The sequence below is a fragment of the Volucribacter psittacicida genome, from assembly GCF_004339025.1.
GTDB lineage: Bacteria > Pseudomonadota > Gammaproteobacteria > Enterobacterales > Pasteurellaceae > Volucribacter > Volucribacter psittacicida.
Window position 1 is genome coordinate 172896 of the sequence record NZ_SMFT01000002.1, and the last position, 23400, is coordinate 196295.

Annotated in this window: 26 protein-coding genes and 2 tRNA genes; 4 read left to right on the plus strand and 24 right to left on the minus strand. The window is 39.5% G+C overall.

Features of this window, described 5'->3' with window-relative positions; genetic code table 11:
* Positions 1-56: 56 nt before the first annotated feature.
* The 5 genes from EV694_RS04150 to mutY form a co-directional block, all read right to left on the minus strand.
* Positions 57-132: transfer RNA gene (locus tag EV694_RS04150), tRNA-Asn, on the minus strand.
* Between the two features lie 5 nt (positions 133-137).
* Positions 138-213 (minus strand) — tRNA-Phe (locus EV694_RS04155).
* A gap of 144 nt (positions 214-357) precedes the next feature.
* Complete coding sequence (gene mltC, locus EV694_RS04160) at positions 358-1431, minus strand: membrane-bound lytic murein transglycosylase MltC (protein WP_132689683.1); 1074 nt, start codon at positions 1429-1431, stop codon at positions 358-360.
* Positions 1432-1434: 3 nt separating this feature from the next.
* Complete coding sequence (locus EV694_RS04165; RefSeq protein ID WP_132689686.1) at positions 1435-1710, minus strand: oxidative damage protection protein; 276 nt, start codon at positions 1708-1710, stop codon at positions 1435-1437.
* A 42-nt stretch (positions 1711-1752) separates the two neighbouring features.
* A complete protein-coding gene (mutY, locus tag EV694_RS04170) occupies positions 1753-2877 on the minus strand; it encodes an A/G-specific adenine glycosylase (protein ID WP_132689689.1) in 1125 nt (374 codons plus the stop codon).
* Positions 2878-3149: 272 nt separating this feature from the next.
* Here mutY and trmB point away from each other — a divergent pair, with 272 nt between their 5' ends.
* The 3 genes from trmB (at position 3150) to copM (ending at position 4705) form a co-directional block, all read left to right on the plus strand.
* Positions 3150-3899 carry a tRNA (guanosine(46)-N7)-methyltransferase TrmB gene (gene trmB / locus EV694_RS04175; RefSeq protein ID WP_132689692.1) on the plus strand — a complete coding sequence of 250 codons (750 nt, stop codon included), beginning with the start codon at positions 3150-3152 and terminating at the stop codon, positions 3897-3899.
* A gap of 19 nt (positions 3900-3918) precedes the next feature.
* Positions 3919-4263 (plus strand): YggL family protein, encoded by a 345-nt coding sequence (locus EV694_RS04180; RefSeq protein WP_132689695.1) that lies wholly within the window; start codon positions 3919-3921, stop codon positions 4261-4263.
* A gap of 82 nt (positions 4264-4345) precedes the next feature.
* Positions 4346-4705: a CopM family metallochaperone gene (gene copM / locus EV694_RS04185; RefSeq protein WP_132689698.1), complete on the plus strand. Its 360-nt coding sequence runs from the start codon at positions 4346-4348 to the stop codon at positions 4703-4705.
* 37 nt (positions 4706-4742) lie between these two features.
* On the opposite strand, the gene EV694_RS04190 is transcribed toward copM, so the two are convergent.
* The 14 genes from EV694_RS04190 to trmJ all read right to left on the minus strand — a co-directional run bounded on the left by EV694_RS04190 (position 4743) and on the right by trmJ (position 15440).
* Complete coding sequence (locus EV694_RS04190) at positions 4743-5288, minus strand: opacity family porin (RefSeq protein ID WP_132689701.1); 546 nt, start codon at positions 5286-5288, stop codon at positions 4743-4745.
* A 68-nt stretch (positions 5289-5356) separates the two neighbouring features.
* Positions 5357-5857, minus strand: coding sequence for a SprT family zinc-dependent metalloprotease (locus EV694_RS04195; RefSeq protein WP_132689704.1), 501 nt, complete (start codon positions 5855-5857; stop codon positions 5357-5359).
* 46 nt (positions 5858-5903) lie between these two features.
* On the minus strand, positions 5904-7058 hold the full coding sequence (gene metK / locus EV694_RS04200; protein ID WP_132689707.1) for a methionine adenosyltransferase: 1155 nt from the start codon (positions 7056-7058) through the stop codon (positions 5904-5906).
* Between the two features lie 165 nt (positions 7059-7223).
* Complete coding sequence (ndk, locus tag EV694_RS04205) at positions 7224-7643, minus strand: nucleoside-diphosphate kinase (RefSeq protein WP_132689710.1); 420 nt, start codon at positions 7641-7643, stop codon at positions 7224-7226.
* Between the two features lie 2 nt (positions 7644-7645).
* Positions 7646-8947, minus strand: a complete 1302-nt coding sequence (gene pepB, locus EV694_RS04210) for an aminopeptidase PepB (RefSeq protein WP_132690830.1) — start codon at positions 8945-8947, stop codon at positions 7646-7648.
* A gap of 78 nt (positions 8948-9025) precedes the next feature.
* The gene (gene iscX / locus EV694_RS04215) at positions 9026-9220 is read right to left on the minus strand and encodes a Fe-S cluster assembly protein IscX (RefSeq protein ID WP_132689713.1); all 195 of its coding nucleotides are present in this window, start codon (positions 9218-9220) and stop codon (positions 9026-9028) included.
* On the minus strand, positions 9220-9561 hold the full coding sequence (gene fdx, locus EV694_RS04220; RefSeq protein WP_132689716.1) for an ISC system 2Fe-2S type ferredoxin: 342 nt from the start codon (positions 9559-9561) through the stop codon (positions 9220-9222). The genes iscX and fdx overlap by 1 nt, the downstream gene beginning before the upstream one ends.
* 13 nt (positions 9562-9574) lie before the next feature.
* Entirely contained in the window at positions 9575-11434 is a 1860-nt protein-coding gene (gene hscA / locus EV694_RS04225) for a Fe-S protein assembly chaperone HscA (protein WP_132689719.1), read from the minus strand.
* Between the two features lie 30 nt (positions 11435-11464).
* Complete coding sequence (gene hscB, locus EV694_RS04230; RefSeq protein WP_132689722.1) at positions 11465-11983, minus strand: Fe-S protein assembly co-chaperone HscB; 519 nt, start codon at positions 11981-11983, stop codon at positions 11465-11467.
* 9 nt (positions 11984-11992) lie between these two features.
* Complete coding sequence (iscA, locus tag EV694_RS04235) at positions 11993-12358, minus strand: iron-sulfur cluster assembly protein IscA (protein ID WP_132689725.1); 366 nt, start codon at positions 12356-12358, stop codon at positions 11993-11995.
* A 72-nt stretch (positions 12359-12430) separates the two neighbouring features.
* Entirely contained in the window at positions 12431-12814 is a 384-nt protein-coding gene (gene iscU, locus EV694_RS04240) for a Fe-S cluster assembly scaffold IscU (RefSeq protein WP_132689728.1), read from the minus strand.
* An 84-nt stretch (positions 12815-12898) separates the two neighbouring features.
* On the minus strand, positions 12899-14113 hold the full coding sequence (locus EV694_RS04245; protein ID WP_132689731.1) for an IscS subfamily cysteine desulfurase: 1215 nt from the start codon (positions 14111-14113) through the stop codon (positions 12899-12901).
* 33 nt (positions 14114-14146) lie between these two features.
* On the minus strand, positions 14147-14623 hold the full coding sequence (gene iscR, locus EV694_RS04250) for a Fe-S cluster assembly transcriptional regulator IscR (protein WP_132689734.1): 477 nt from the start codon (positions 14621-14623) through the stop codon (positions 14147-14149).
* A gap of 100 nt (positions 14624-14723) precedes the next feature.
* Positions 14724-15440: a tRNA (cytosine(32)/uridine(32)-2'-O)-methyltransferase TrmJ gene (gene trmJ, locus EV694_RS04255; RefSeq protein ID WP_132689737.1), complete on the minus strand. Its 717-nt coding sequence runs from the start codon at positions 15438-15440 to the stop codon at positions 14724-14726.
* Between the two features lie 153 nt (positions 15441-15593).
* Here trmJ and suhB point away from each other — a divergent pair, with 153 nt between their 5' ends.
* Positions 15594-16394, plus strand: coding sequence for an inositol-1-monophosphatase (gene suhB / locus EV694_RS04260; protein WP_132689739.1), 801 nt, complete (start codon positions 15594-15596; stop codon positions 16392-16394).
* 111 nt (positions 16395-16505) lie between these two features.
* Here the strand turns inward: suhB and EV694_RS04265 are convergent, their stop codons facing one another.
* From EV694_RS04265 to purH, 5 genes are all read right to left on the minus strand, one after another.
* Positions 16506-17918 carry a basic amino acid/polyamine antiporter gene (locus EV694_RS04265; protein WP_132689742.1) on the minus strand — a complete coding sequence of 471 codons (1413 nt, stop codon included), beginning with the start codon at positions 17916-17918 and terminating at the stop codon, positions 16506-16508.
* 1 nt (position 17919) lies between these two features.
* Positions 17920-18810, minus strand: a complete 891-nt coding sequence (locus EV694_RS04270; protein WP_132689747.1) for a homocysteine S-methyltransferase family protein — start codon at positions 18808-18810, stop codon at positions 17920-17922.
* 129 nt (positions 18811-18939) lie between these two features.
* The gene (gene glyA, locus EV694_RS04275) at positions 18940-20202 is read right to left on the minus strand and encodes a serine hydroxymethyltransferase (RefSeq protein WP_132689750.1); all 1263 of its coding nucleotides are present in this window, start codon (positions 20200-20202) and stop codon (positions 18940-18942) included.
* A 213-nt stretch (positions 20203-20415) separates the two neighbouring features.
* Entirely contained in the window at positions 20416-21699 is a 1284-nt protein-coding gene (gene purD / locus EV694_RS04280; RefSeq protein ID WP_132689753.1) for a phosphoribosylamine--glycine ligase, read from the minus strand.
* Positions 21700-21768: 69 nt separating this feature from the next.
* A complete protein-coding gene (gene purH, locus EV694_RS04285) occupies positions 21769-23370 on the minus strand; it encodes a bifunctional phosphoribosylaminoimidazolecarboxamide formyltransferase/IMP cyclohydrolase (protein ID WP_132689756.1) in 1602 nt (533 codons plus the stop codon).
* Between the last annotated feature and the right edge of the window lie 30 nt (positions 23371-23400).

The following is a 23400-nucleotide window of genomic DNA, read 5'->3' on the forward strand; positions in this document are numbered from 1 at the left end:
ACTGACAATACAAAAAGCCCCTAACCAGGAGGAAGTTAGGGGCTTTTTATTGAATTTGGCTCCTCCTGCTGGACTTGAACCAGCGACATATGGATTAACAGTCCACCGTTCTACCGACTGAACTAAGGAGGAAGAGATGGTGCCTCGAGGCGGAATCGAACCACCGACACGGGGATTTTCAATCCCCTGCTCTACCGACTGAGCTATCGAGGCGTTACGCTCATCGCGTCAACGGGGCGTATTAAACCGTTTTTTCACATCTAAGTCAACAGCTATTTTAAAAATATTGCATTTTTTTGTTTGGCTGCGTGCTTTATATTCAATACGCATAAATTTAGATCAATTTCCGATTAAATTTTAGCGCCGAACGCGATAAGTTTTTTGTGCGCTATCCACTTTAACCAAATAATTTCTTGCCTGTGATGAAGGATGATTAGTAGTTAAAATACGATAAACCTGTTCTGGATAAAGGCGATTAATTTTATCAATCGCGGTTTCTCTATCTTGATCAAAGACACGTAACACTGCGCCAGCACCACTGTTATAAGCCGAAATCATGGCAAAACGTTTAGCGGTAGGATCAGTAATTCCATCAAGATATTTATTTTGTAAAATCCATAAATAATGTACGCCCGCATCAATATTTTTAGCAGGATCAAATAAATAACTTTTTGATGGTTGTCCAGACATTCCTTTTTCTCTAAAAATATCTCGCCCTGCTGTATGAGGAACAACTTGCATTAATCCCATTGCATTTGCATAACTAATCGCATAAGGGTTAAAACTTGATTCCGTTTGCATAATGGCTAATACAAGGCTTTCATCAATGCCATATCGGCGAGCGGATTTACGCACCATAGGTAAGTATTTTTGCGCTCGGACTGCAACGTGATTAGCAATCATTGGAATGGTAACAAATTGGACATTATGCCCATTATTTAATCGTCTGCTTTGTAATTTATTTTGGATAAGATAGTTAGCAAAATTATTTGCTACCGTAACATTATTAATTGAGCCACCAAGATGATCAATGACTTGCCCAACCAAAAAAGGACGAGAACTAATAGGCACATCACCATCGGCAAACAGATCAATGCCATTGGCGTCAGATCCCATTAGTAAGGTATGCACAATAGCATTACGCAAACGATCTAAATTAGCTTGGGTCTCGATAGTAATTAAACCTTCATCAAAGCTCACATGGCTACGTGTGGCATAACCATCAGTATATTTCACATAGTCTTTACGACTTGCGACTAATAATTCATTCACGCCCCAAATACGGTCAATATTGTGAGAAAATTGTCCCGTTAAAATATCTAATCCTCTTGTATCCTTAATAAAGGCTTCATCAAAGGGATCAACGGATTTATTTGAACTACTACAAGCAAAAAGAAAAGGCACAATAGCCCATGCAACATATTTTTTCATAATTTATTTTTCTGATGGTGGAACATAACCTTCAATATGTACATCTTTTCCTTCAAACAAAAAACTCACCATTTCTTGCTCAAGTAATTGGCGATGTTCCACATTCATCATATTCAATTTCTTTTCATTCACTAACATCGTTTGCTTTTTCAGCCACTCACTCCAAGCCTGTTTACTGATAGAATCAAAAATACGTTTACCAAGCTCTCCGGGATAAAGCTGAAAATCTAATCCCTCTGCTTCTTGTTTTAAATATTCACAAAAAACGGTTCTTGCCATAATACCCTCTTCATTTAATTGATGGATAAAAAGTTCGACAACTTAACTAAAATTAAGTTTATGTTGTTGAAATTGAGATAACAAATTTTTCACTGGTGTCGCCAATCCAATAGGATCAGGATTATCTGGATCATACCAATATTTCAATTCAGTGCCTACCGGAGATTGATATTTCGCCGTATTTTCCGCAATTTTTCGCCAATCCGTACGATCTTGTTGTTCAATTGGCGGCGTAAATTGAGCATAAATAGGATAAATATCTAAGTGAAAATGGCTAAAGGTATGGCGGAAGCTCGTCCACTCCTGATAATGTTCTATTCCCATCTGACGCAAAAAAGCCAAGACCTCATCTTTATGATCAAATTGAGGGAAACAATATAATCCTCCCCAAAGTCCTTGATTTGAACGTTGTTGTAAATAAACTTTCCCCTGTTGTGCCAGCACTAAAAAATAACTGGTACGCTGTGGTAAAGACTTTTTTGGTTTTTTACCTGGATAACGTTGCCAATCTTGCTCTTTATAGGCTTGGCATTGAAAATTTAATGGACAAAGACCGCACTTAGGCTTACTCCTCGTACAAACCATTGCGCCAATATCCATCATTGCTTGATTGAAATCTGCAATCCTTTGAGATGGGCTAACCTCTTGACTTAATGACCATAAATGATTTTCTACTGACTTCTCTCCAGCCCAGCCTGCTACCGCAAAATAACGAGATAATACCCGTTTTACATTACCATCTAAAATCGGATAAGGCTGATTTAATACCGAAGACAATATAGCCCCAGCAGTACTACGCCCGATACCGGGGAGCGCCACCACATCAGCAAAATTCGTAGGAAATTGCCCCTGATATTGATCTCGCACAATCTGGGCTGTCTTATGCAAATTTCTTGCACGTGCATAATAACCCAAACCAGTCCATAAATGTAAAACTTCGTCTAAAGGTGCATTGGCTAAATCAATAATAGTAGGAAAAGTATCGATAAAACGCTCAAAATAAGGAATAACCGTAACCACTTGGGTTTGCTGTAGCATAATTTCTGATAACCAGACTTTATACAGATTCTTTTGTTGTTGCCAAGGCAAATGTTTACGACCAAATTGGTCAAACCAAGTTAATACTGCCTGAGCAAAAGGTGCAGAAACGGAAGATTGAGCAAACATAACAAAATAACAACAAATCATTCTTGGTGGGCAAGTGTAGCATAAGGCAAAGCTGGCACCTATAATTTATTTTGTGTATTTTTAAGTGTAAAAGAAATATAATCATTCCAATTTAAAAGAATGGCAGGACGATAGGCGGAAAACATTACAAAAGTAAGACAACCTTAAAATAGAACGACTATAAAATCCAATGATAAGAAAAGAGAATAACTTTTCCTCCCCTTATAAAATCTTTATAATGACCAATTTCATTAATGCAATAACAAAACACTATGAATGAACAACAAACCACTTTTGCTGAACGTAAACGTAAAACCGTTGAAGTTGCAGAATTTACCGCTGATGGACGCTATAAACGTAAAGTACGTAGCTTCGTATTGCGTACTGGACGATTAAGTGAATTACAAAAAAATGCGATGAACAGTCATTGGCAAACTTATGGTTTAGAACATCAACCTCATTGTTTTAATTTCCAACAAATTTTTGCTAATGATAATCCTGTTATTTTAGAAATTGGCTTTGGTATGGGAAAATCTTTAGTGGAAATGGCAAAACAAAATCCTAATAGAAATTATTTAGGAATTGAAGTCCATACGCCTGGCGTAGGGGCTTGTATTGCTTATGCCGTAGAACAAAATGTTAAAAATTTACGCGTTATTTGCCACGATGCCACCGAAATTCTACGTGATTGTATTGCTCCAGAGAGCTTAGCGGGCTTACAGCTTTTCTTCCCCGATCCTTGGCAAAAAAGTAAGCATCATAAGCGACGTATTGTACAACCCGAATTTATCCAGCAAATTCTATTAGCCTTACAGCCACAAGGCTTTATTCATATAGCAACAGATTGGCAAAATTATGCGGAATATATGCTAGAGGTACTACAACAATATACTCAGTTAAAAAATTTATCAGCAACTAACGACTATATTCCTCGCCCTGACTCACGCCCATTAACGAAATTTGAACAACGTGGGCAAAAATTAGGGCATGGTGTCTGGGATTTGTATTTTATTAAAACTTGAACAACAATAGGAGAAAAATATGGCAACGAAGCATAACAAAAGACAACGCAAAAAATTACATCTTGCGGAATATCAGGAGTTCGGTTTTTTGGTGAATTGGCAATTTGCTGAAGGAACCTCTTTAGAGCAAATTGATGCCACTGTTGATCGTTTTATTGAGGAGGTAATCAAACCTAATCAATTAGCCTATGAAGGCAGTGGTTATCTCCATTGGGAAGGATTAGTTTGCCTAGAACAAACTGGAAAATGCGATGAGTCTCATCAGCAATTAGTTAAACAATGGCTAGAAAATAATGGATTACAACAAATTGAAATCAGTGAATTATTTGATATTTGGTGGGATTTACCAAATAAATTAAAATAATTTCAATTTTCCACCGCACTTTAATGCCAGTAAATATTCAAACTGGCATCTATCACTTTTCTATCTTTATTTGGAGAAACCTATGAGAAAAAATATCATTTTATTAGCAAGCATTTTAACTAGTAGTTTAGTGATGGCAAATAATAGCCACGATCATCATCACCAACCTAGCACTGAATTCGGGAAAGACTATCTCTCGTCAATGGTAGAAATGCATCAAGGCATGGAACAAGCTGCTTTTGCACAAAATCCCGATGTGTCATTTGCTCAGGGAATGATCGTTCATCACCAAGGTGCCATAGAAATGGCGAAAATCCAATTAAAATATGGCAAAGATCCTGAAATGCGCCAATTAGCAGAACAGATTATTCAAGCTCAAGAGCCTGAAATTAAACAAATGGAAGATTGGTTGAATAAACATAACGAAAAAATCTTTAAGTAGAAAAATGCGACTATTTCTAGTCGCATTTTTAATATTATTAGAAATCGTAGCGTAAACCTACTTTAGCACCATAATTTCTTACATTTGTGTCATCAATTCTACCTAAGTGGTTATATTCAACACCCGCATTAAGTTTTAAATTTTGTGCTAATGGATAAGTTACCCCGGCAACGAGACCATAACCTAGATTAGTATTACTATATGAAGAATAATTGCCTACTCTAGTATCAGTTAATTTTAAACGGTTAATAGCTAAACGAGTTCCTACATAAGGCTTTAATTCTGATTGTACTGGAATATCATAAATCATTGAAAAACCAATACCATTTGTCTTTAACTCTTTATTTCCAATGTATCCATTATTATAGGAATAATTAATGTTTCTATAATAAGTATAATCCAACGCTAAGCGGAAATCCTGTAATTGATAACCTACACTTAAGCGAGGCTCAAAACGATTCTTTTTATAATCTTCAATTTTTGTTCTTGAATAGCCTAGATCACCTTGAACATATACATTCGCGAGTAATGATGGTGCTGCTAATGTGGTTGCTAATGCGACTGCCATTAATGTCTTTTTCATAATAAAAAACTCCTTAAAAATAATTAAATGCTGTAAACGATATAAAATCGCAAGGTGAGAGTAACATATCACCCCACAAAATCCAATGCACTTTTACATTTTCTACAATAATACAGCATTCCATTACGTTGGATATTATTATGGCGGCGTAATGAGAGTTGATGTTGCTGGCAAGCACATTGGTATAAAAAGGTTTTACCCTGTACATTACTCACATCAAATTGATGACAAGTAGTGGCAGGACAATGAAAAATATGTTCCATTACAAATTGCCATTGCTTACCATGAGGTTTTACCAAGCCAAATTGTTGATAAACAATTAAATGAGCAACTTCGTGCGGAACGGTTTGTGCTATAAATTCTTGTTGATTTTCTAATAATAAAGTGCGGTTTAAATTAATTTTATTTTGTTGTAAATAAGCAACGCCTGCTTTTAAACCTCGTAATGTATATTCAATTTGAGGGTAAACAAAATGGCGTTGAAAGGCTTGTTCAGCAAGTTTTACGCAATGCTTGACTTGGCGTATAACTTGTAAATTAATATGGCGAAATAATTGCTGTTGTTGCATAGCATAATCAAGAATAAGGGAATGAACATTCCCTTAATTGATGTGATTATTTTAACCCTGCGGCTTGTTTTAATTGCTCAACACGATCTAATTTTTCCCAAGGGAAATGGTCGCGGCCGAAATGACCATAAGCCGCTGTTTCTCGGTAAATTGGACGAATTAAATCAAGCATTTTAATTAAGCCATAAGGGCGTAGATCAAAATGTTCACGCACTAATTGAATGAGTAGCGTTTCACTCACTTTCGCTGTGCCAAAGGTTTCTAACATAATAGAAGTTGGCTCAGCGACACCAATGGCATAAGAAAGTTGAATTTCACAACGATCAGCCAAGCCCGCTGCCACGATATTTTTAGCCACATAACGGGCAGCATAAGCGGCACTGCGGTCTACCTTAGAGGGATCTTTTCCTGAAAATGCTCCGCCACCATGACGTGCCGCACCGCCATAAGTATCCACGATAATTTTTCGCCCAGTTAAACCACAATCCCCCATTGGACCACCAATAACAAAGCGTCCTGTTGGATTAATAAAATACTTGGTTTTGGCAGTAAGCCATTGAGCAGGGAGGACAGGTTTAATAATTTCTTCCATTACCGCTTCGTGTAACGCTTTTTGATCAATGCTATCTGCGTGTTGGGTAGAAAGTACAACGGCATCAATGCCCACAATGTGATTATTTTCATATTGTAAAGTAACTTGGCTTTTGGCATCAGGGCGTAACCAAGGCAATGTACCATTTTTACGCACTAAGGCTTGGCGTTCCATTAAACGATGTGCGTAGGTAATTGCTGCTGGCATAAAAACATCGGTTTCATTAGTGGCATAACCGAACATAATGCCTTGATCGCCTGCTCCTTGATCAAGGGGATTTTCACGATCTACGCCTTGATTAATATCTGATGATTGTTTACCAATCGCATTTAATACTGCACAAGAATGTCCATCAAAGCCCATATCAGAGCTGGTATAACCAATATCACAAATAACTTGGCGAGCAATATTTTCCACATCAACCCAAGCTGAAGTAGTAATTTCGCCTCCCACCAATGCCATACCTGTTTTCACATAGGTTTCGCAAGCAACGCGTGCTTTAGGATCTTGTTTGAGAATTTCATCTAAGACTGCATCAGAAATTTGATCTGCAATCTTATCAGGATGCCCTTCTGATACGGATTCAGAAGTAAATAAATGACTTGCCATAAATGCTACCTAATAATAATTAAATGGATGTTTAGATGTTTGGACGTCTATAATACGCTTTTTTATTGATAAATCAATGATAGCGAGAGGAAAAATTGTTGAAAATCTAACCGCACTTTAAGAAAATGCTCACTTTTTTGATAGAAAGTGAGCATAAAAATTAGCTTAGAATAACTCTTCTTCAACAAAGAAATAAGCAATTTCTCGTTGTGCTGAGGCAAGGCTATCAGAACCATGCACTGAATTTTCTCTTGCACTTAATGCAAAATCATGGCGAATTGTTCCTGCTCTTGCTTCCGTTAAATTGGTTGCCCCAATTAATTCACGATAATTTTTAACCGCATTTTCTCCCTCTAAGACAACAACCACAACAGGTGCTGATGTCATAAACGCCACCAAGGGCTGAAAAAAAGGTTTCTCTCTATGCTCCGCATAAAATCCCTCAGCCTGTTCTTGATTTAAATGCAACATTTTCATTGCAACAATATGAAGTTTTGCTTGTTCAATACGTGCCAGAATACGCCCAATGATTGCCCGTTGTGTTGCATCAGGTTTAATAATCGCTAATGTGCGTTCAACTGCCATCGTTAATCTCCCTGTTGATTTAATAATAATCTCGCTAGCGTTTGCACGCCTAAGCCTGTTGCGCCAGCAGCCCATAGCCCATTACCACTTTTACAAAATGTGGCTGAACAATCAATATGTAACCAATGTTGTTGATAATTTTGAACAAAATAAGACAAGAAAGCCGTTGCTGTACTTGCCCCTGCCCCAACGGGTACAGAGCCTACATTGGCAATATCCGCAAAGTTTGAATGAATTTGTCCTCGATGTAATTCCGCAAAGGGTAAACGCCAAAATGGCTCATGGCTTTGTTCTGCGGCAGTAAATAAGGCTTGAGCAAGTTCATCGTCCATCGTTAATACCGAATGATAGTCATTTCCTACTGCCACTTTCGCCGCCCCAGTTAAGGTAGCACAATCAAGAATAAATTTTGCATTATCTTTATCGGCATCAATTAAACCATCAGCTAAAACTAAGCGCCCTTCTGCATCGGTGTTAAGCACTTCAACACTCACACCATTACGGTATTCAATAATATCGCCCAATTTAAAAGCATGGCTACTGACCATATTTTCAGCACAACATAAATAAAGTTTGACACGTTGCTTTAAACCTTGAGAGATAGCAAGTCCTAATGCGCCTGTCAACAGTGCCGCTCCGCCCATATCAGAACGCATGGTTTCCATACTATTACTTGGTTTTAAACTATATCCGCCGCTATCAAAGGTAATCCCTTTTCCCACTAAACTTGCTAATACTGGGGCTTGCTCATCATCCGTAGGATTAAAATCAAGTTGCAACATCACAGGGCGATTGACTGAGCCTTTTCCCACATTCCAAATACCTAAATATCCTTGTCGATGTAGCTGATCATTATTCAAAATATGATAGCTGACAGCATTGGCTTGATTAACCTTTTCTGCTTGTTGCACAATAAACTCTGCTGCCCGTTGAGCCAGCTGTTCAGGGGTAATAATGGTCGCAGGCAAATTAATGATTTCACGCGTAAAGTTACTGCAATCCAACAAATGGGTTAATTGCTGTTGCTGATCCGCTGGTAATGTGGGAAAACTGATCTGATAATCTTGTTTATTGCTATAAAATCCCTGTTGAAAAGCCCAACAATATTGCCAATCCCACCCCTCGCCAGCGAGTTTGACTTGTGTAATGCCTTGATTGCGCAATTTACGCGCCGCTTTTTGTACAACGCAGAGATTATCCTGTTGACTAAGATGAATTACTGCGGTTTTATCAGTAAAGCTGAGAACTGCCTTTTTCCCCCAAATTTGTTCTTCAGCGACTTGATTTGATAAGATTATTTCCATTGCCATTGATTTATCCTTCTATGTTTAAAAACATTTTAAAAAATGACCGCACTTAGTCTTTACCAAGTGCGGTCTATTTTATTCAAATTCTTCCAGCCATTTCAATAAAATCGCTTCTAAAATTGCTTCATTGGATTTTTCAGGCTCATCATCAAATTCTTCTAGCTGGCAAATCCATTGGTGCATATCCGTAAAACGTACTGTTTTGGGATCAAGATCAGGATAGCGATCATATAATGCCCAAGCAATTTCTTGTGAATCTGTCCATTTCATTAATGATTTTCCTCACGTGCATGGTTCAAACTATATTTTGGAATTTCAATTACTAAATCTTCATCACCCACAATACATTGGCAACTTAATCGGCTATCGACTTCTAAGCCCCAAGCCTTATCAAGCATATCATCTTCTTCATCGGTGCTTTCATTTAATGAATCAAAGCCTTCACGCACAATGACATGGCAAGTGGTACAAGCACAAGAACCATCACAAGCGTGTTCAATTTCAATACCTGCTTCTAAGGCTTTTTCTAATACATTATCCCCTTTTGCGGCATCAATAACCATACCTTCAGGGCAAAGGGTTTCATGGGGTAAAAAGATAATTTTTGTCATTTTTCACTCTCAACTACGATTTTTTTTCAATATCATCAACAGAATGTCCCGTTAATACCGCATTAATGGACTTATTCATACGTCTTGCGGCAAATTCTCTAGTTGCTTGATCAAGGGCTTTAATGCCCTGTTTAATGGCAACAGCATCTTGTTGTTGACGCAATTCATCTAAATTATGGATTGCCATTTTGACAGCCTCAAGTTCTTGCTCATTTAATAAACTCGCATCTTGTTGTAAGGCATTGCGTAAACTGGATAATACACGTTCTGCTTCTACTTTTTGTTCCGCTAATAAACGTAATTGAATATCTTGTTTCGCATTTTGCATTGAGGCTCGTAACATATTGGCAATTTCTTCATCGGTTAAACCATAAGAAGGTTTAACTTGGATAGAAGATTGGATCCCGGTGGACTTTTCCATGGCGGTGACACTTAATAAACCGTCAGCATCCACTTGATAGGTTACCCTGACGTGAGCGGCACCAGCGACCATTGCGGGAATACCACGCAAGGTAAAACGTGCTAAGGAACGGCAATCTGCCACCATTTCACGCTCGCCTTGCACCACATGCACCGCCATAGCGGTTTGCCCATCTTTAAAGGTAGTAAATTCTTGGGCTCTTGCCACAGGGATCGTGGTATTACGTGGAATAATTTTTTCCACCAATCCTCCCATGGTTTCAATTCCAAGGGAAAGGGGAATCACATCAAGCAATAACATCTCATTATCAGGTTTATTACCCGCTAAAATATCCGCTTGAATTGCAGCCCCTAATGCCACGACTTTATCAGGATCAATGGACGTCAAAGGGGGTTTGTTAAAAAAGGTACCGACTTGAGCACGAACCGCCGGCACTCTGGTTGAACCGCCTACCATCACGACTTGTTGAACCTCTTCAACGCTGACTTTGGCATCTTTTAACGCTCTGCGACAAGCCTGTAAAGAACGTTTAATCAATGGAGCAATAAGTTGTTCAAACTGCTCACGAGAGATATTACCCTGCCAAGCTCCATATTGTATGTCAGCGGTCTGCTTTTCCGTTAAGGCAATTTTGGTGGCAATAGCCAGATCCAGTAATTGACGATGTTCTTGCTCATTTTTTGGGGAATATTGTGCTTGTTGGGCAATCCAATCCGCTAATAAATGATCAAAATCATCACCCCCTAATGCGGTATCTCCCCCCGTTGCCAAGACTTCAAACACGCCTTTTGATAAACGCAAAATTGAAATATCAAAGGTGCCACCACCGAGATCATAAACGGCGATAACCCCTTCTTGCCCACTGTCCAAACCATAAGCAATCGCAGCGGCGGTAGGTTCATTCAATAAGCGTAGTACATTAAGATTAGCAAGTTTCGCCGCATCTTTTGTGGCTTGCCGTTGTGCATCATCAAAATAAGCGGGAACAGTAATTACCGCCCCCGTTAATTCACCGCCCAATCGTTGTTCAGCAAGGGAGGTCAGTTTTTGTAAAATTTTGGCGGAAATCTCAATGGGAGAATATTGCCCTTGCGCGGTATTAAGCAAAGGCAAGCCATTTTCGCTTGCACTAAATTGATAAGGCAAATGGGGATAACGAGCTTGCACATCAGCCAAACTACGTCCAATTAAACGCTTAACGGATACAATGGTATCTTTAGGGTATTCACTGGCGACTGCCATTGCTTCATAACCCACAAACGTATGTTCAGGGTTAAAATGCACAACAGAAGGCAACAAGGCACGCTGTTGCTCATCTAATAAAATATCAGCATGGCCATTACGCACTGTTGCTACAAGTGAATTGGTGGTTCCCAAATCAATGCCCACTGCTAAACGGTGTTCGTGAGGTGCCGCACTTTGTCCGGGTTCAGCGATTTGTAATAATGCCATATATTTTCTCTTTAGGTTAAGGTTTTAAGGTTAAAAACCTGCCAGTTGATCTTCAATGCGTTCAATTTCTTGTTCTAATTTTTTGATGAATTTTAGGCGATCAATATGTAATTGACTTTGCTGCCATTGTTGTTGCTCAATTTCCGTTGCAAGTGCGGTCAATTCTTGAGATTTTTTTTCCTGTAAACCTTGTTGCAGGGATAACAAATCTTGCTCATTTTGGCTTTGTTCAATCTCTTCAAGTTGTTCACGCCAAGCCATTTGTTCCATAAGGAATGCCATATCATGGGTGGTATTTTCTTTATCAATAGCCTGCCCTGTGGCAATTTCTACAATGGCTTCCGCTCGCAAAATAGGATCTTTAAGCTGTTGATAAGCATCATTAATTTGGGAAGAGCGTTGTAATGCCTCCCGTTGCTGTTGCTCATCTTTTGAGGCAAAATTATCAGGGTGCAAACTTTTTTGTAAGGCAAGATAACGTTGTGACAACAAATTTAAATCCAGTTGAAAACTCACTGGAAGCTCAAAAAGCTGAAAACAATTTTGCATAAACTCACCCTATACGTTAAAACTTTCACCACAACCACATTGATCTTTCACATTAGGATTATGAAATTTAAACCCTTCGTTTAAGCCTTCTTTGGTAAAATCCAATATGGTGCCTTCTAAATAAACAAGGCTTTTGGTATCCACAATGACTTTTACGCCATGCTGCTCAAACACTTGATCATCTTCATTTAATTCATCAACAAATTCAAGGATATAAGCTAAACCTGAACAACCTGACGTTTTGATCCCAAGACGTAATCCAATACCTTTCCCCCGATTAGCTAAAAACGTTTTCACACGTTGTGCCGCCGCTTCGGTTAAGCCAACCCCTGTATTAAGAGCGGACTCGGATAAATGCTGTTGTACTGATGACATAATGGCTCCCAATTAAGTTTATAGGGCGTGTTGACGCCCTACATAGATCAAAACAAGTTGTGAGTTTAAGGATTATTCGCCTTTTTTCGCTTTATAATCTGCAATGGCCGCTTTAATCGCATCTTCGGCAAGAATAGAACAATGCACTTTTACTGGTGGCAACTCTAATTCTTCCGCAATTTGGCTATTTTTGATCGCTTGAGCTTCATCCAGGGATTTTCCTTTTACCCATTCAGTAATCAATGAACTGGATGCAATAGCAGATCCACAACCATAGGTTTTAAATTTTGCGTCTTCAATAATACCTTGTTCATTAACTTTAATCTGTAATTGCATCACATCGCCACAAGCGGGTGCACCGACCATACCTGTACCAACATCCGCTGCTTTTTTATCAAAAGATCCTACATTACGTGGATTTTCATAATGATCAATTACTTTGTCACTGTATGCCATTTTATTTTCCTAACTTAATCTCGTTATTTACTTGCTATAATTAGCCCTGTTATAGGGCATAAATAATGCCCTTGATCTTAAAAATTAATGATGCGACCATTCAATGGTTGAAAGATCGATACCTTCTTTGTGCATATCCCATAATGGCGATAAATCACGCAATTTCGTTACCGCTTTTTTCACTAATTCAATGGTGTAATCAATTTCTTCTTCTGTGGTATAACGTCCAACGGTAAAACGAATTGAACTATGAGCTAATTCATCATTCAAACCTAAAGCACGTAACACATAAGAAGGCTCAAGGCTGGCGGATGTACAAGCAGATCCTGATGATACAGCAATATCACGCAAAGACATCATCAAGGATTCACCTTCCACAAAGTTGAAACTAATGTTTAAGTTATTATCAATGCGGTGTTCCATTGAACCATTCACATAGGTTTCTTCAATATCTTTTAAGCCATTATATAAACGATCACGTAAGGCTTTTAAACGAGGCATTTCTGTTGCCATTTCTTCCTTACAAATACGATAGGCCTCGCCCATCCCCACAATTTGATGTACCGGCAATGTTCCTGAACGCATACCACGCTCATGCCCACCACCATGAATTAAGGCTTCTAATCTTACACGAGGTTTACGGCGAACATATAATGCACCAATTCCTTTTGGTCCATAGAGTTTATGGCTTGACATTGACATTAAGTCCACTTTAAGTTCCGCCAAATTGATTGGTAATTTTCCTACGCTTTGAGTGGCATCAACATGGAAAATGATTTTACGTTCACGACATAACTCACCAATAGCGGCAATGTCTTGAATTACACCAATTTCATTATTAACGTGCATAATAGACACTAAAATTGTGTCATCACGCATAGCTGCTTTTAATTCCTCTAAATCAATAAGACCATCTGATTTAGGGGCTAAATAGGTGACTTCAAAACCTTCACGTTCTAACTGACGGCAAGTATCTAATACCGCTTTATGCTCAGTTTTGCAAGTAATAATGTGTTTCCCTTTATTTTGATAAAAATGTGCCGCACCTTTAATAGCAAGGTTATCGGCTTCTGTAGCACCAGAAGTAAACACAATTTCTCTTGAATCTGCCCCAATTAGCTCAGCAATTTGATTACGAGCAACATCTACGGCTTCTTCGGCAGTCCAACCAAATTTATGGGAACGTGAGGCTGGATTACCAAACACCCCCTCAACGGTTAAATATTCCATCATTTTTTTTGCTACACGCTCATCAACGGGACAAGTTGCAGCATAATCCAAATAAATTGGTAATTTCATTTTCACTCCTAACCAAACTATCTTGTTACCAAATTAACGGTTGACAACCAATAAATTATCTAACTTATGAGGATAAGTTGAAGATAATTTCTGTTGCGATTGTTTTTCATAATGTTTATCTACTAACTCAGCTAACGTAATTTCATTTAAAAATTGTTCAATACGTAAACTTAATTCGTCCCATAAAGAATGGGTAAGACATTCATGCCCACCTTGACAATTTCCTTTACCTAAGCATTTTGTTACATTGATATTTTCATTGACAGCGGCTATAACCATTCCCACGGAAATTTGATTACTGGCATAACCTAAACAATAACCACCGCCGGGCCCTCGCACACTTTTCACTAAGCCATGACGTCTTAACTTGGCAAATAATTGCTCTAAATAGGACAAAGAAATATGCTGCCGTTCAGAAATATCCGCAAGTGTTACAGGCTTCTCATTAGAATATAATGCAATATCTAAAATCGCTGTAACAGCATAGCGTCCTTTTGAAGTCAGTTTCATTGTCACGTCCCTAGCTGAATGATGAATAGCTGAGATCTTACATAACCTATTAAATTAGTCAACTATTTCACCATTGAATCTATAAATTAAACCAATAGGACTAACGAATATGACGTTTCACCGCCGTTAACATACCTTGCAAAATATTTAATTCATTTTGCTCAATTCCCGCACGATAATAAAAACGCCGAAGTTTTTGCATAACACCTTGATTTTGAATAAAACCAAGTTGTTGATAAAGTGCTTCAGTTTGTTGCAAAAAATGTTCTAACTGCTGTGCAGTGGGTAAATGAGTCAAAGGACGATCTTCGTGCTCATTCTGAGTCTGTGCTAACCAAGCCATACGTAATTCATAGCTAATTAATTGAACCGCCATAGCTAAATTCAATGACGAATACTCAGGATTGGCTGGAATAGCAAGATGATAATGGCATTGCAATAATTCCGCATTAGTTAAACCTACTCGCTCTCGTCCAAAGACAATCGCTACATTATGCCCTTGCATTGCTTGTTGTATGGCTAATTGGGCATTTTGACGAGGATCAAGGATATTATTTTGAATATGACGGCTTCTTGCACTAGTGCCTACCACTAACTGACAATCTGCCACCGCACAAGCTAAATTAGGTTGGATTTCTGCTTGTTGTAAAATATCAGAAGCATTAGCGGATAAAGAAATAGCCTGCTCGTCAATCGCTTGTAAAGGATTGACCAAACATAATTGACTTAATCCCATTGTCTTCATTGCTCGGGCCGTTGAACCAATATTCCCACTATGCGAAGTTTCTACTAATACAATCTTAATCTTTGCCAACATCTTGCAATCATTCTTTATCACTTAACTTAAAAAAAGCCATTCTAGCATAAAATTCAGGGCAGTATTATCTTAACCAAGAAATTTCACTCGCTATTTCAGACTAAACATTTTATAATAATACCCCTTTATCGTTCTTTAAAATCTGGTGGAATTATGAATCCAATGTTAAATATCGCTATTCGTGCCGCACGAAAAGCAGGCAATATTATTGCAAAAGGCTATGAACGCCGTGACGAAATCACAACCGCACAAAAAATGGCAAATGATTATGTAACAAATATTGACAAAGCAGCAGAACAAGCCATTATTGAAATTATCCAAAAATCTTATCCTGAACACACCATTATTGGGGAAGAATCTGGTGCAATCGAAGGCAAACAAAGCGATATTCAATGGATTATCGATCCACTTGATGGCACCACAAATTTTATAAAAGGTTTCCCTCATTTCTCAGTTTCCATTGCTGTCCGAGTGAAAGGACGTAATGAAATTGCTGTCGTTTATGATCCTATTCGTAATGAATTATTTACCGCTATTCGTGGCGAAGGTGCCAAACTTAACGACACTCGCTTACGTATTGAAAGTAGAACAGAATTACAAGGTGCCATCCTTGCTACAGGTTTCCCTTTTAAACAAAACAAATATATGCCAATGCATCTTGCTATGGTAACCGCATTAATTGAACATTGTGCCGATTTCCGCCGTACAGGCTCAGCTGCCCTTGATTTATGCTATACCGCCGCAGGACGAGTAGATGGTTTTTTTGAAATTGGTTTAAAACCTTGGGATTGTGCGGCTGGCGAACTTATTGTTCGTGAAGCTGGTGGCTTAATTTGTGATTACTTAGGTTCACCAAACTATCTCACCAATGGGCATATTATTGCAGGCTCAGCACGTATAGTAAAAAATATTCTTACCAAAGTTCAGCCTTATACTTCTGAATTAAAGTCCTAATATCAATTAATAAAGCGCCTTTTAACAAAAATATAAAAGGCGCAATCTATAAAGTCATTTCAATTTACAGGGTAACAATTATAAAAAAGTGCGGTGCTTTTTAGATTAATTTTAGCCTACACTAACCAAATAATTATTATACAACGCTGCTATAAACAATATAAAAACTAAAGCAATAATCAAAATTTCATAGCCTCGTAAACCTAATTTTTTGCCATTATATTGATAACGAGAATATAAAAAGAGTGCAATGCCGGGCATATAAAGCAAGGCGGATAATAAAAGGTATTCTAGCCCTGCGGCGTAGACGATCCATAAACCATAAACAGAGGCAATCAGCCCTGTGAGTTTGATATACCATTTTGCCTTTTCTTTAATGGCGACTTTAAGGAGATAAGCACCGATCAGGAAATAGGGGACTAAGATCATTGAAGTAGAAATTAGTAATAAGGCGTTGTAACTTTTACCTGTTAATAATACTAGGAATAAACAAAACTGTACCACCAATCCTGTGAACCAAAGGGAGTTAATCGGTGTGCCGTTGCGGTTAAGTTTATCTAATATTTTAGGAAATGCCCCCATTTTTGCCCCACGATAAGGTACTTCGGCGGAGTACATTGTCCAGCTAATATAGGAGGCTAGCACTGAGACGATTAAGCAAAAGGTAATGATAATTTTGCCACTGTCGCCAATCATATGTTGTAATAAGCCTGCCATTGAAGGATTAGACATCGTAGCAATTTGTTCTCTGGCTAAAATGCCTAAGGATAATAATGTGATTGCAACATATAATATTAAAGCAATTAATACCCCTAATACGGTCGCCAAGCCGACATCGCTTTTTTTCTTGGCGTGAGCGGATAAGACTGAGGCTCCCTCAATGCCGGTAAATACCCAAAGGGTAATTAACATCGTATTTTTGACTTGATCCATCACTGGTTGCTGCAAGGATTGCCCTTGCCAATCTTGTTGAAATTGGGTTGGCGAGAAATAATAAAGCGCCAAAATAATAAATAAGACGAGGGGAAAAACTTTGACAAAGGTTGCCACTAAATTGACCGAGGCAGCTTCTTTTACGCCACTGGCAACTAGCCAATGGACTAACCAAACGATCAATGATGCACCAATAAATGAGGCAATGGTGTTGCCCTGTCCAAAAATAATGTGATTAGGGCTGTCAGTAAAGGTACCGATGCCCTCAAACGCCACCACTAAATAGCCAACAATGCCGATGGTAGCACAGAGCCAATAGCCCCAAGCGGATAAAAATCCCACCAATTCGCCAAAACCTGCTCGTGCGTAAGTGTAAATACCACCGTCTAATTCAGGTTTTAATTTAGATAAGAAAAAGAAGGATAAACCGAGAAAAATAATGCCTATACCCGTAATTAACCAGCCAATAATTAATGCTTCTGCTCCTGCGACTTCTGCCATATTTTGCGGTAAGCTAAAAATCCCTGAGCCAATCATTGAGCTAAGCACCAATGCAGTGAGCGCCATTAAACCAATTTTACCTTTTGCCATATCATTTCCTTATAGCTTCTGCTAATACTTGAATATGTTGAGGTCCAATACCACAACAACCACCAATAATACTTGCTCCAAGCTGTTGCCATTGTTTTGCCCAGCTTAAATAATCGCTAGGATTGAGATCTTGGCGGATTTCATCTAAGCCGTCATTGGCTGTGGCATTTTTAGGCTGTGGTGGGAACGCATTGGCATACGCCCCTAATTGGATAGTGGTCGCCTTATGGGCAATAAGTTGTTGTTTTGCCACTTGTAAGGCAGCACCAATCACTTCGGGTTGGCAACAATTAAATAAAATGGCATCAACGCCCAATTCAATCATTTTGTTGACCGCTAATTCCACGCTTTCGCCAGAGCGTAAACAAGGGGTTGTGCCTACTTGCTCATCTTGTAAGGTAAAGGATACCCAAAATGGACGCTGATCCTTTGGTAACAAAGGTTTGATCATTGTTGGTTCAATAATGGCACTTTGGGTTTCACATAACCAAATATCCACATAGGGAGCTAAACCTTGAATAATCGGACGGGCAATTTCAGCCATTTTGTCCGCTTGAAATAAATCTGCACGATATGAGCCAAAAAGTGGTGGCAAAGAACCCGCAATGTTTACAGCTTTACCACTTTGCACTACCGCTTGTTGAGCTAATTGTCCTGCTAAAGCACAAAGCTGTTCGCCCTGTTGTTGGAAGCGTTGTTCGCCAATATGAAAAGGCACAACGGCATAACTGTTGGTGGTGATCACTTGAGCACCACTTTCAATAAAATCTTGATGAACCTGTGTTATGGCTTGAGGTTGTTGCCATAAGGCTAAAGCTGACCATTCAGGCTGTTTAAAAGGGGCACCTCGGCGAGCTAATTCTCGTCCCATACCACCATCTAAAATAATCATTGTTTACTCCGAGTTTAATATTGCTAAATAGTACGGCGAGGCGTACCAACACTGTATTATTTTAAAGTGGAACGACTATAACAAAACGGCGATAAATATCGCCGTTATAAATTAGAAAGTGTTTAATCTTTAAGCGTACACTGGTAAACGTTTACAAATGTCTAATACTTTTTGTTTGGTTTGCTCAATCACTTCAGCTTCGTTATCTTTACCGATCGCATCAAGAACATCGCACATCCAGCCTGCTAACTCAGCCACTTCAGCTTCTTTGAAGCCACGGCGTGTTACTGAAGGGGTTCCCACACGAATACCCGATGTAACAAATGGTTTTTGCGGATCATTTGGCACCGCATTTTTATTCACGGTAATATTGGCTTTACCAAGCGCAGCATCAGCGGCTTTACCTGTTAAACCGTGGCTGACTAAATCCACTAAGAATAAGTGATTTTCTGTACCGTTAGACACCACGTTATAACCACGTTGTTTAAATACTTCCACCATCGCTTTGGCATTTTTGACCACTTGCTGTTGGTAGGCTTTATATTCAGGTTCCATTGCCTCTTTAAAGCAAACGGCTTTTGCCGCAATAACATGTACTAATGGTCCGCCTTGTCCTGCTGGGAATACGGCACTTTGTAATTTTTTGTACAAGTCTTCATCTTTGGCACTAGATAAGATCAAGCCACCGCGTGGTCCACCTAAGGTTTTGTGTGTGGTAGTAGTAACGATATGAGCGTGTGGTAATGGATTAGGGTAAACGCCTGCGGCGATAAGACCGGCAACGTGAGCCATATCCACAAATAAATAAGCCCCTACTTCATCGGCAATTTCACGCATTTTTGCCCAATCCACCACTTGTGAATAAGCTGAAAAACCGCCAACAATCATTTTTGGTTTTACTTCAAGGGCTTGTTTGCGTAAAGCCTCATAATCAATAAAGCCTTCTGCGGTGATGCCATATTGTTCGGCGTGGTAAATTTTACCTGAGAAACTGACCGCAGCACCATGGGTTAAATGTCCGCCGTGAGCAAGGCTCATACCTAAAATGGTATCGCCTGGTTGCAATAATGCCATATATACCGCGGCATTAGCTTGTGAACCTGAGTGAGGTTGCACATTGGCATAATCTGCCCCAAATAACTCTTTAGCACGATCGATCGCTAACTGCTCCACAATATCCGCATATTCACAACCGCCATAATAACGTTTGCCCGGATAGCCTTCGGCATATTTATTGGTAAATTGCGAGCCTTGTGCTTCCATCACTCTTGGGCTTGCATAGTTTTCAGAGGCAATTAGCTCAATATGCTCTTCTTGGCGACGGTTTTCATCTTGAATAGCTTGCCATAAAACCGGATCATAATCTTTGATATTCATACTTTTTGTTAGCATTTGTTCAGTCCTCTTTGTTTTAGAAAATTGTTGTATAGTTTAACGGTTTATCAATTATAGCCGTCCCTCTTTAAAATAATACAGCGTTGGCACGCCTCGCCGTACTCTGTGTACTGTCTTCGGCGTGCCGCCTTGTCTTATTTTAAATTGAAACGGCTACAAGTTTTTATCTCTAATTTTTCATTCTGTGTATGAAAATTTTTCATTATCTTGTTAGGCTTTTTCCCTTGCCACCGCACGATAACCAATATCTCGGCGGTAGAAACGTCCTTGCCAGTGGATTTTTTCCGCTAAAGCAAGAGCTTTTTGTTGAGCTTCAAACACAGTATCACCTAAAGCCGTTGCACATAATACACGACCGCCGTTGGTAATCAACTTATCGCCTTTCTTTTCAACACCAGCTAAAAAAACTTTTTCATTTTGCACCGCACTTTCAATGCCGCTAATTTCATCGCCTTTGCGATAATCGCCCGGGTAGCCTTCTGCGGCTAATACAATGCCTAATGCCGCTTGTTCACACCATTGTGATTGATGTTGATCCAGCTTTTCATCACAAGCGGCTAAACAAAGTGCCACTAAATCTGATTGTAAACGCAGCATAATTGGTTGAGTTTCAGGATCGCCAAAACGGCAATTAAACTCAATCACTTTTGGCTGCCCATTTGGCATAATCATCAAGCCAGCATATAAAAAGCCTGTATAAACATTGCCCTCTTGTGCCATACCTTGCACCGTTGGATAAATCACTTCTTGCATAATGCGTTGATGAATATCAGGCGTAACCACTGGTGCTGGAGAATAAGCCCCCATTCCCCCTGTATTTAAGCCCGTATCTTGCTCACCCACTCGCTTATGATCTTGGCTGGTTGCCATTGGTTCTACGTTTTTACCGTCAACCATCACAATAAAACTTGCTTCTTCACCATCAAGAAACTCCTCGATTACTACACGACTTCCTGCCTCGCCAAAAGCGTTGCCTGAGAGCATATCACGCACCGCTTCTTCAGCCTCCGCTTCAGTCATTGCCACAATCACCCCTTTTCCTGCCGCTAAGCCATCAGCTTTAATCACAATAGGTGCACCTTTTTGCTGAATATAAGCTAAAGCGGGCTCAATTTCGGTAAAGTTGCGATACTCGGCGGTAGGGATTTGATGACGTGCTAAGAAATCTTTAGTAAAGGCTTTTGAACCCTCTAGTTGAGCCGCCGCTTTAGTTGGACCAAAAATTTTCAACCCTGCTGCTCGAAAGGCGTCCACAACCCCTAACACCAAAGGAGCTTCTGGGCCAACAATGGTTAAATCAATCTGTTGTTGCTGAGCAAATTGTACCAAGCCCTCAATATCTGTCGCCGAAATAGCGACATTTTCTACTTTTGTCTCTAAAGCAGTACCTGCATTGCCTGGTGCAACAAATACTTTGTCTGCTAATGGCGATTGTGCCGCTTTCCACGCTAAGGCGTGTTCACGTCCGCCATTACCAATAATTAAAATTTTCATTTTTTCTCCTTACAATCCATTCTATCATTTAAAAGTGCGGTCATTTTTACCGCACTTTTTTATAACTCACTAATGACGGAAATGACGCATTCCCGTTAAAACCATTGCCATACCATGTTCATCAGCCGCATCAATCACTTCTTGATCACGCATTGAACCGCCTGGGTGAATCACACAGGTTACCCCTGCGGCAGCAGCGGCATCAATGCCATCTCGGAATGGGAAAAAGGCATCGGACGCCATCACTGTGCCTTTGACCTCTAATCCCTCATCGGCGGCTTTAATCCCTGCAATTTTAGCAGAATAGACTCGGCTCATTTGCCCTGCTCCAATACCAATGGTTTGATTATTTTTGGCATACACAATAGCATTGGATTTCACATATTTTGCCACTTTCCAGCAGAATAATAAGTCGTTAAGTTCTTGCTCAGTAGGTTGACGTTTGCTCACCACTTGCAAATCAGCAAGATCCACTGTGGCTAAATCCGCATCTTGCACCAATAATCCACCATTAACACGTTTAAAATCTAAACGTGCTTGACGTTGTTGCCATTCACCACAAGCTAACAAACGAACATTTTTCTTGCTTTTGACTACCGCCTGTGCCGCCTCACTCACTGTTGGAGCAATAATCACTTCCACAAATTGACGATCAATAATGGCTTTGGCTGTGGCTTCATCAAGTTCACGATTAAAGGCAATGATTCCCCCAAATGCAGAGGTTGGATCGGTTTGATAAGCACGTTCGTAGGCTTGCAAAATATCTTGCCCTAGTGCCACTCCGCAAGGGTTAGCGTGTTTTACAATCACACAAGCAGGCTGTTCAAATTCTTTCACACATTCTAATGCGGCATCAGTATCGGCGATATTGTTATAAGAAAGGGCTTTGCCTTGTAATTGTACCGCTGTGGCAACACTGGCTTCCGTTGGATTTTGCTCCACATAAAAGGCGGCATTTTGATGGCTATTTTCGCCATAACGCATAGTTTGTTTACGAATAAAATTCAGGTTAATGGTACGAGGGAATTGTCCACATAAAGCCTCTTGATCCTCTTCCTCCGCACGAAAATAAGGTTTAACTTTTTGCCCAAAATAATTGGCAATCATACTGTCGTATTGTGCCGTATGTTCAAATGCCTTAATGGCTAAATCAAAGCGTGTAGCTAATGTCAGGCTATTATTATGTTGATCCATTTCCGCTAAAATGGCTGGAAAATCTTGATTATTGACCACAATCGCGACATCTTGATGATTTTTCGCCGCAGAACGCACCATCGTTGGCCCACCAATATCAATATTTTCCACTGCATCAGCTAAGGCACAATCGGGTTTCGCTACGGTTGCCGCAAAAGGATAAAGATTAACCACCACCATATCAATGCCTTCAATCTGATGTTGTTGCATTACTTCATCGTCCGTACCTCGGCGACCTAAAATACCGCCGTGAATTTTAGGGTGCAAGGTTTTAACTCGTCCGTCCATCATTTCTGGAAAACCTGTATAATCCGACACTTCAGTTACCTTTAATCCATTATCCGCTAACAGTTTTGCCGTACCACCAGTGGAAAGCAATTTTACGCCACGCTCGGCGAGACCTTTAGCAAATTCTACAATTCCTGTTTTATCGGACACACTAAGTAAGGCTTGACGAATAGGTCGATGTTGTTGCATTGATAATTCCTTTGAGTAAAAAATAAATTG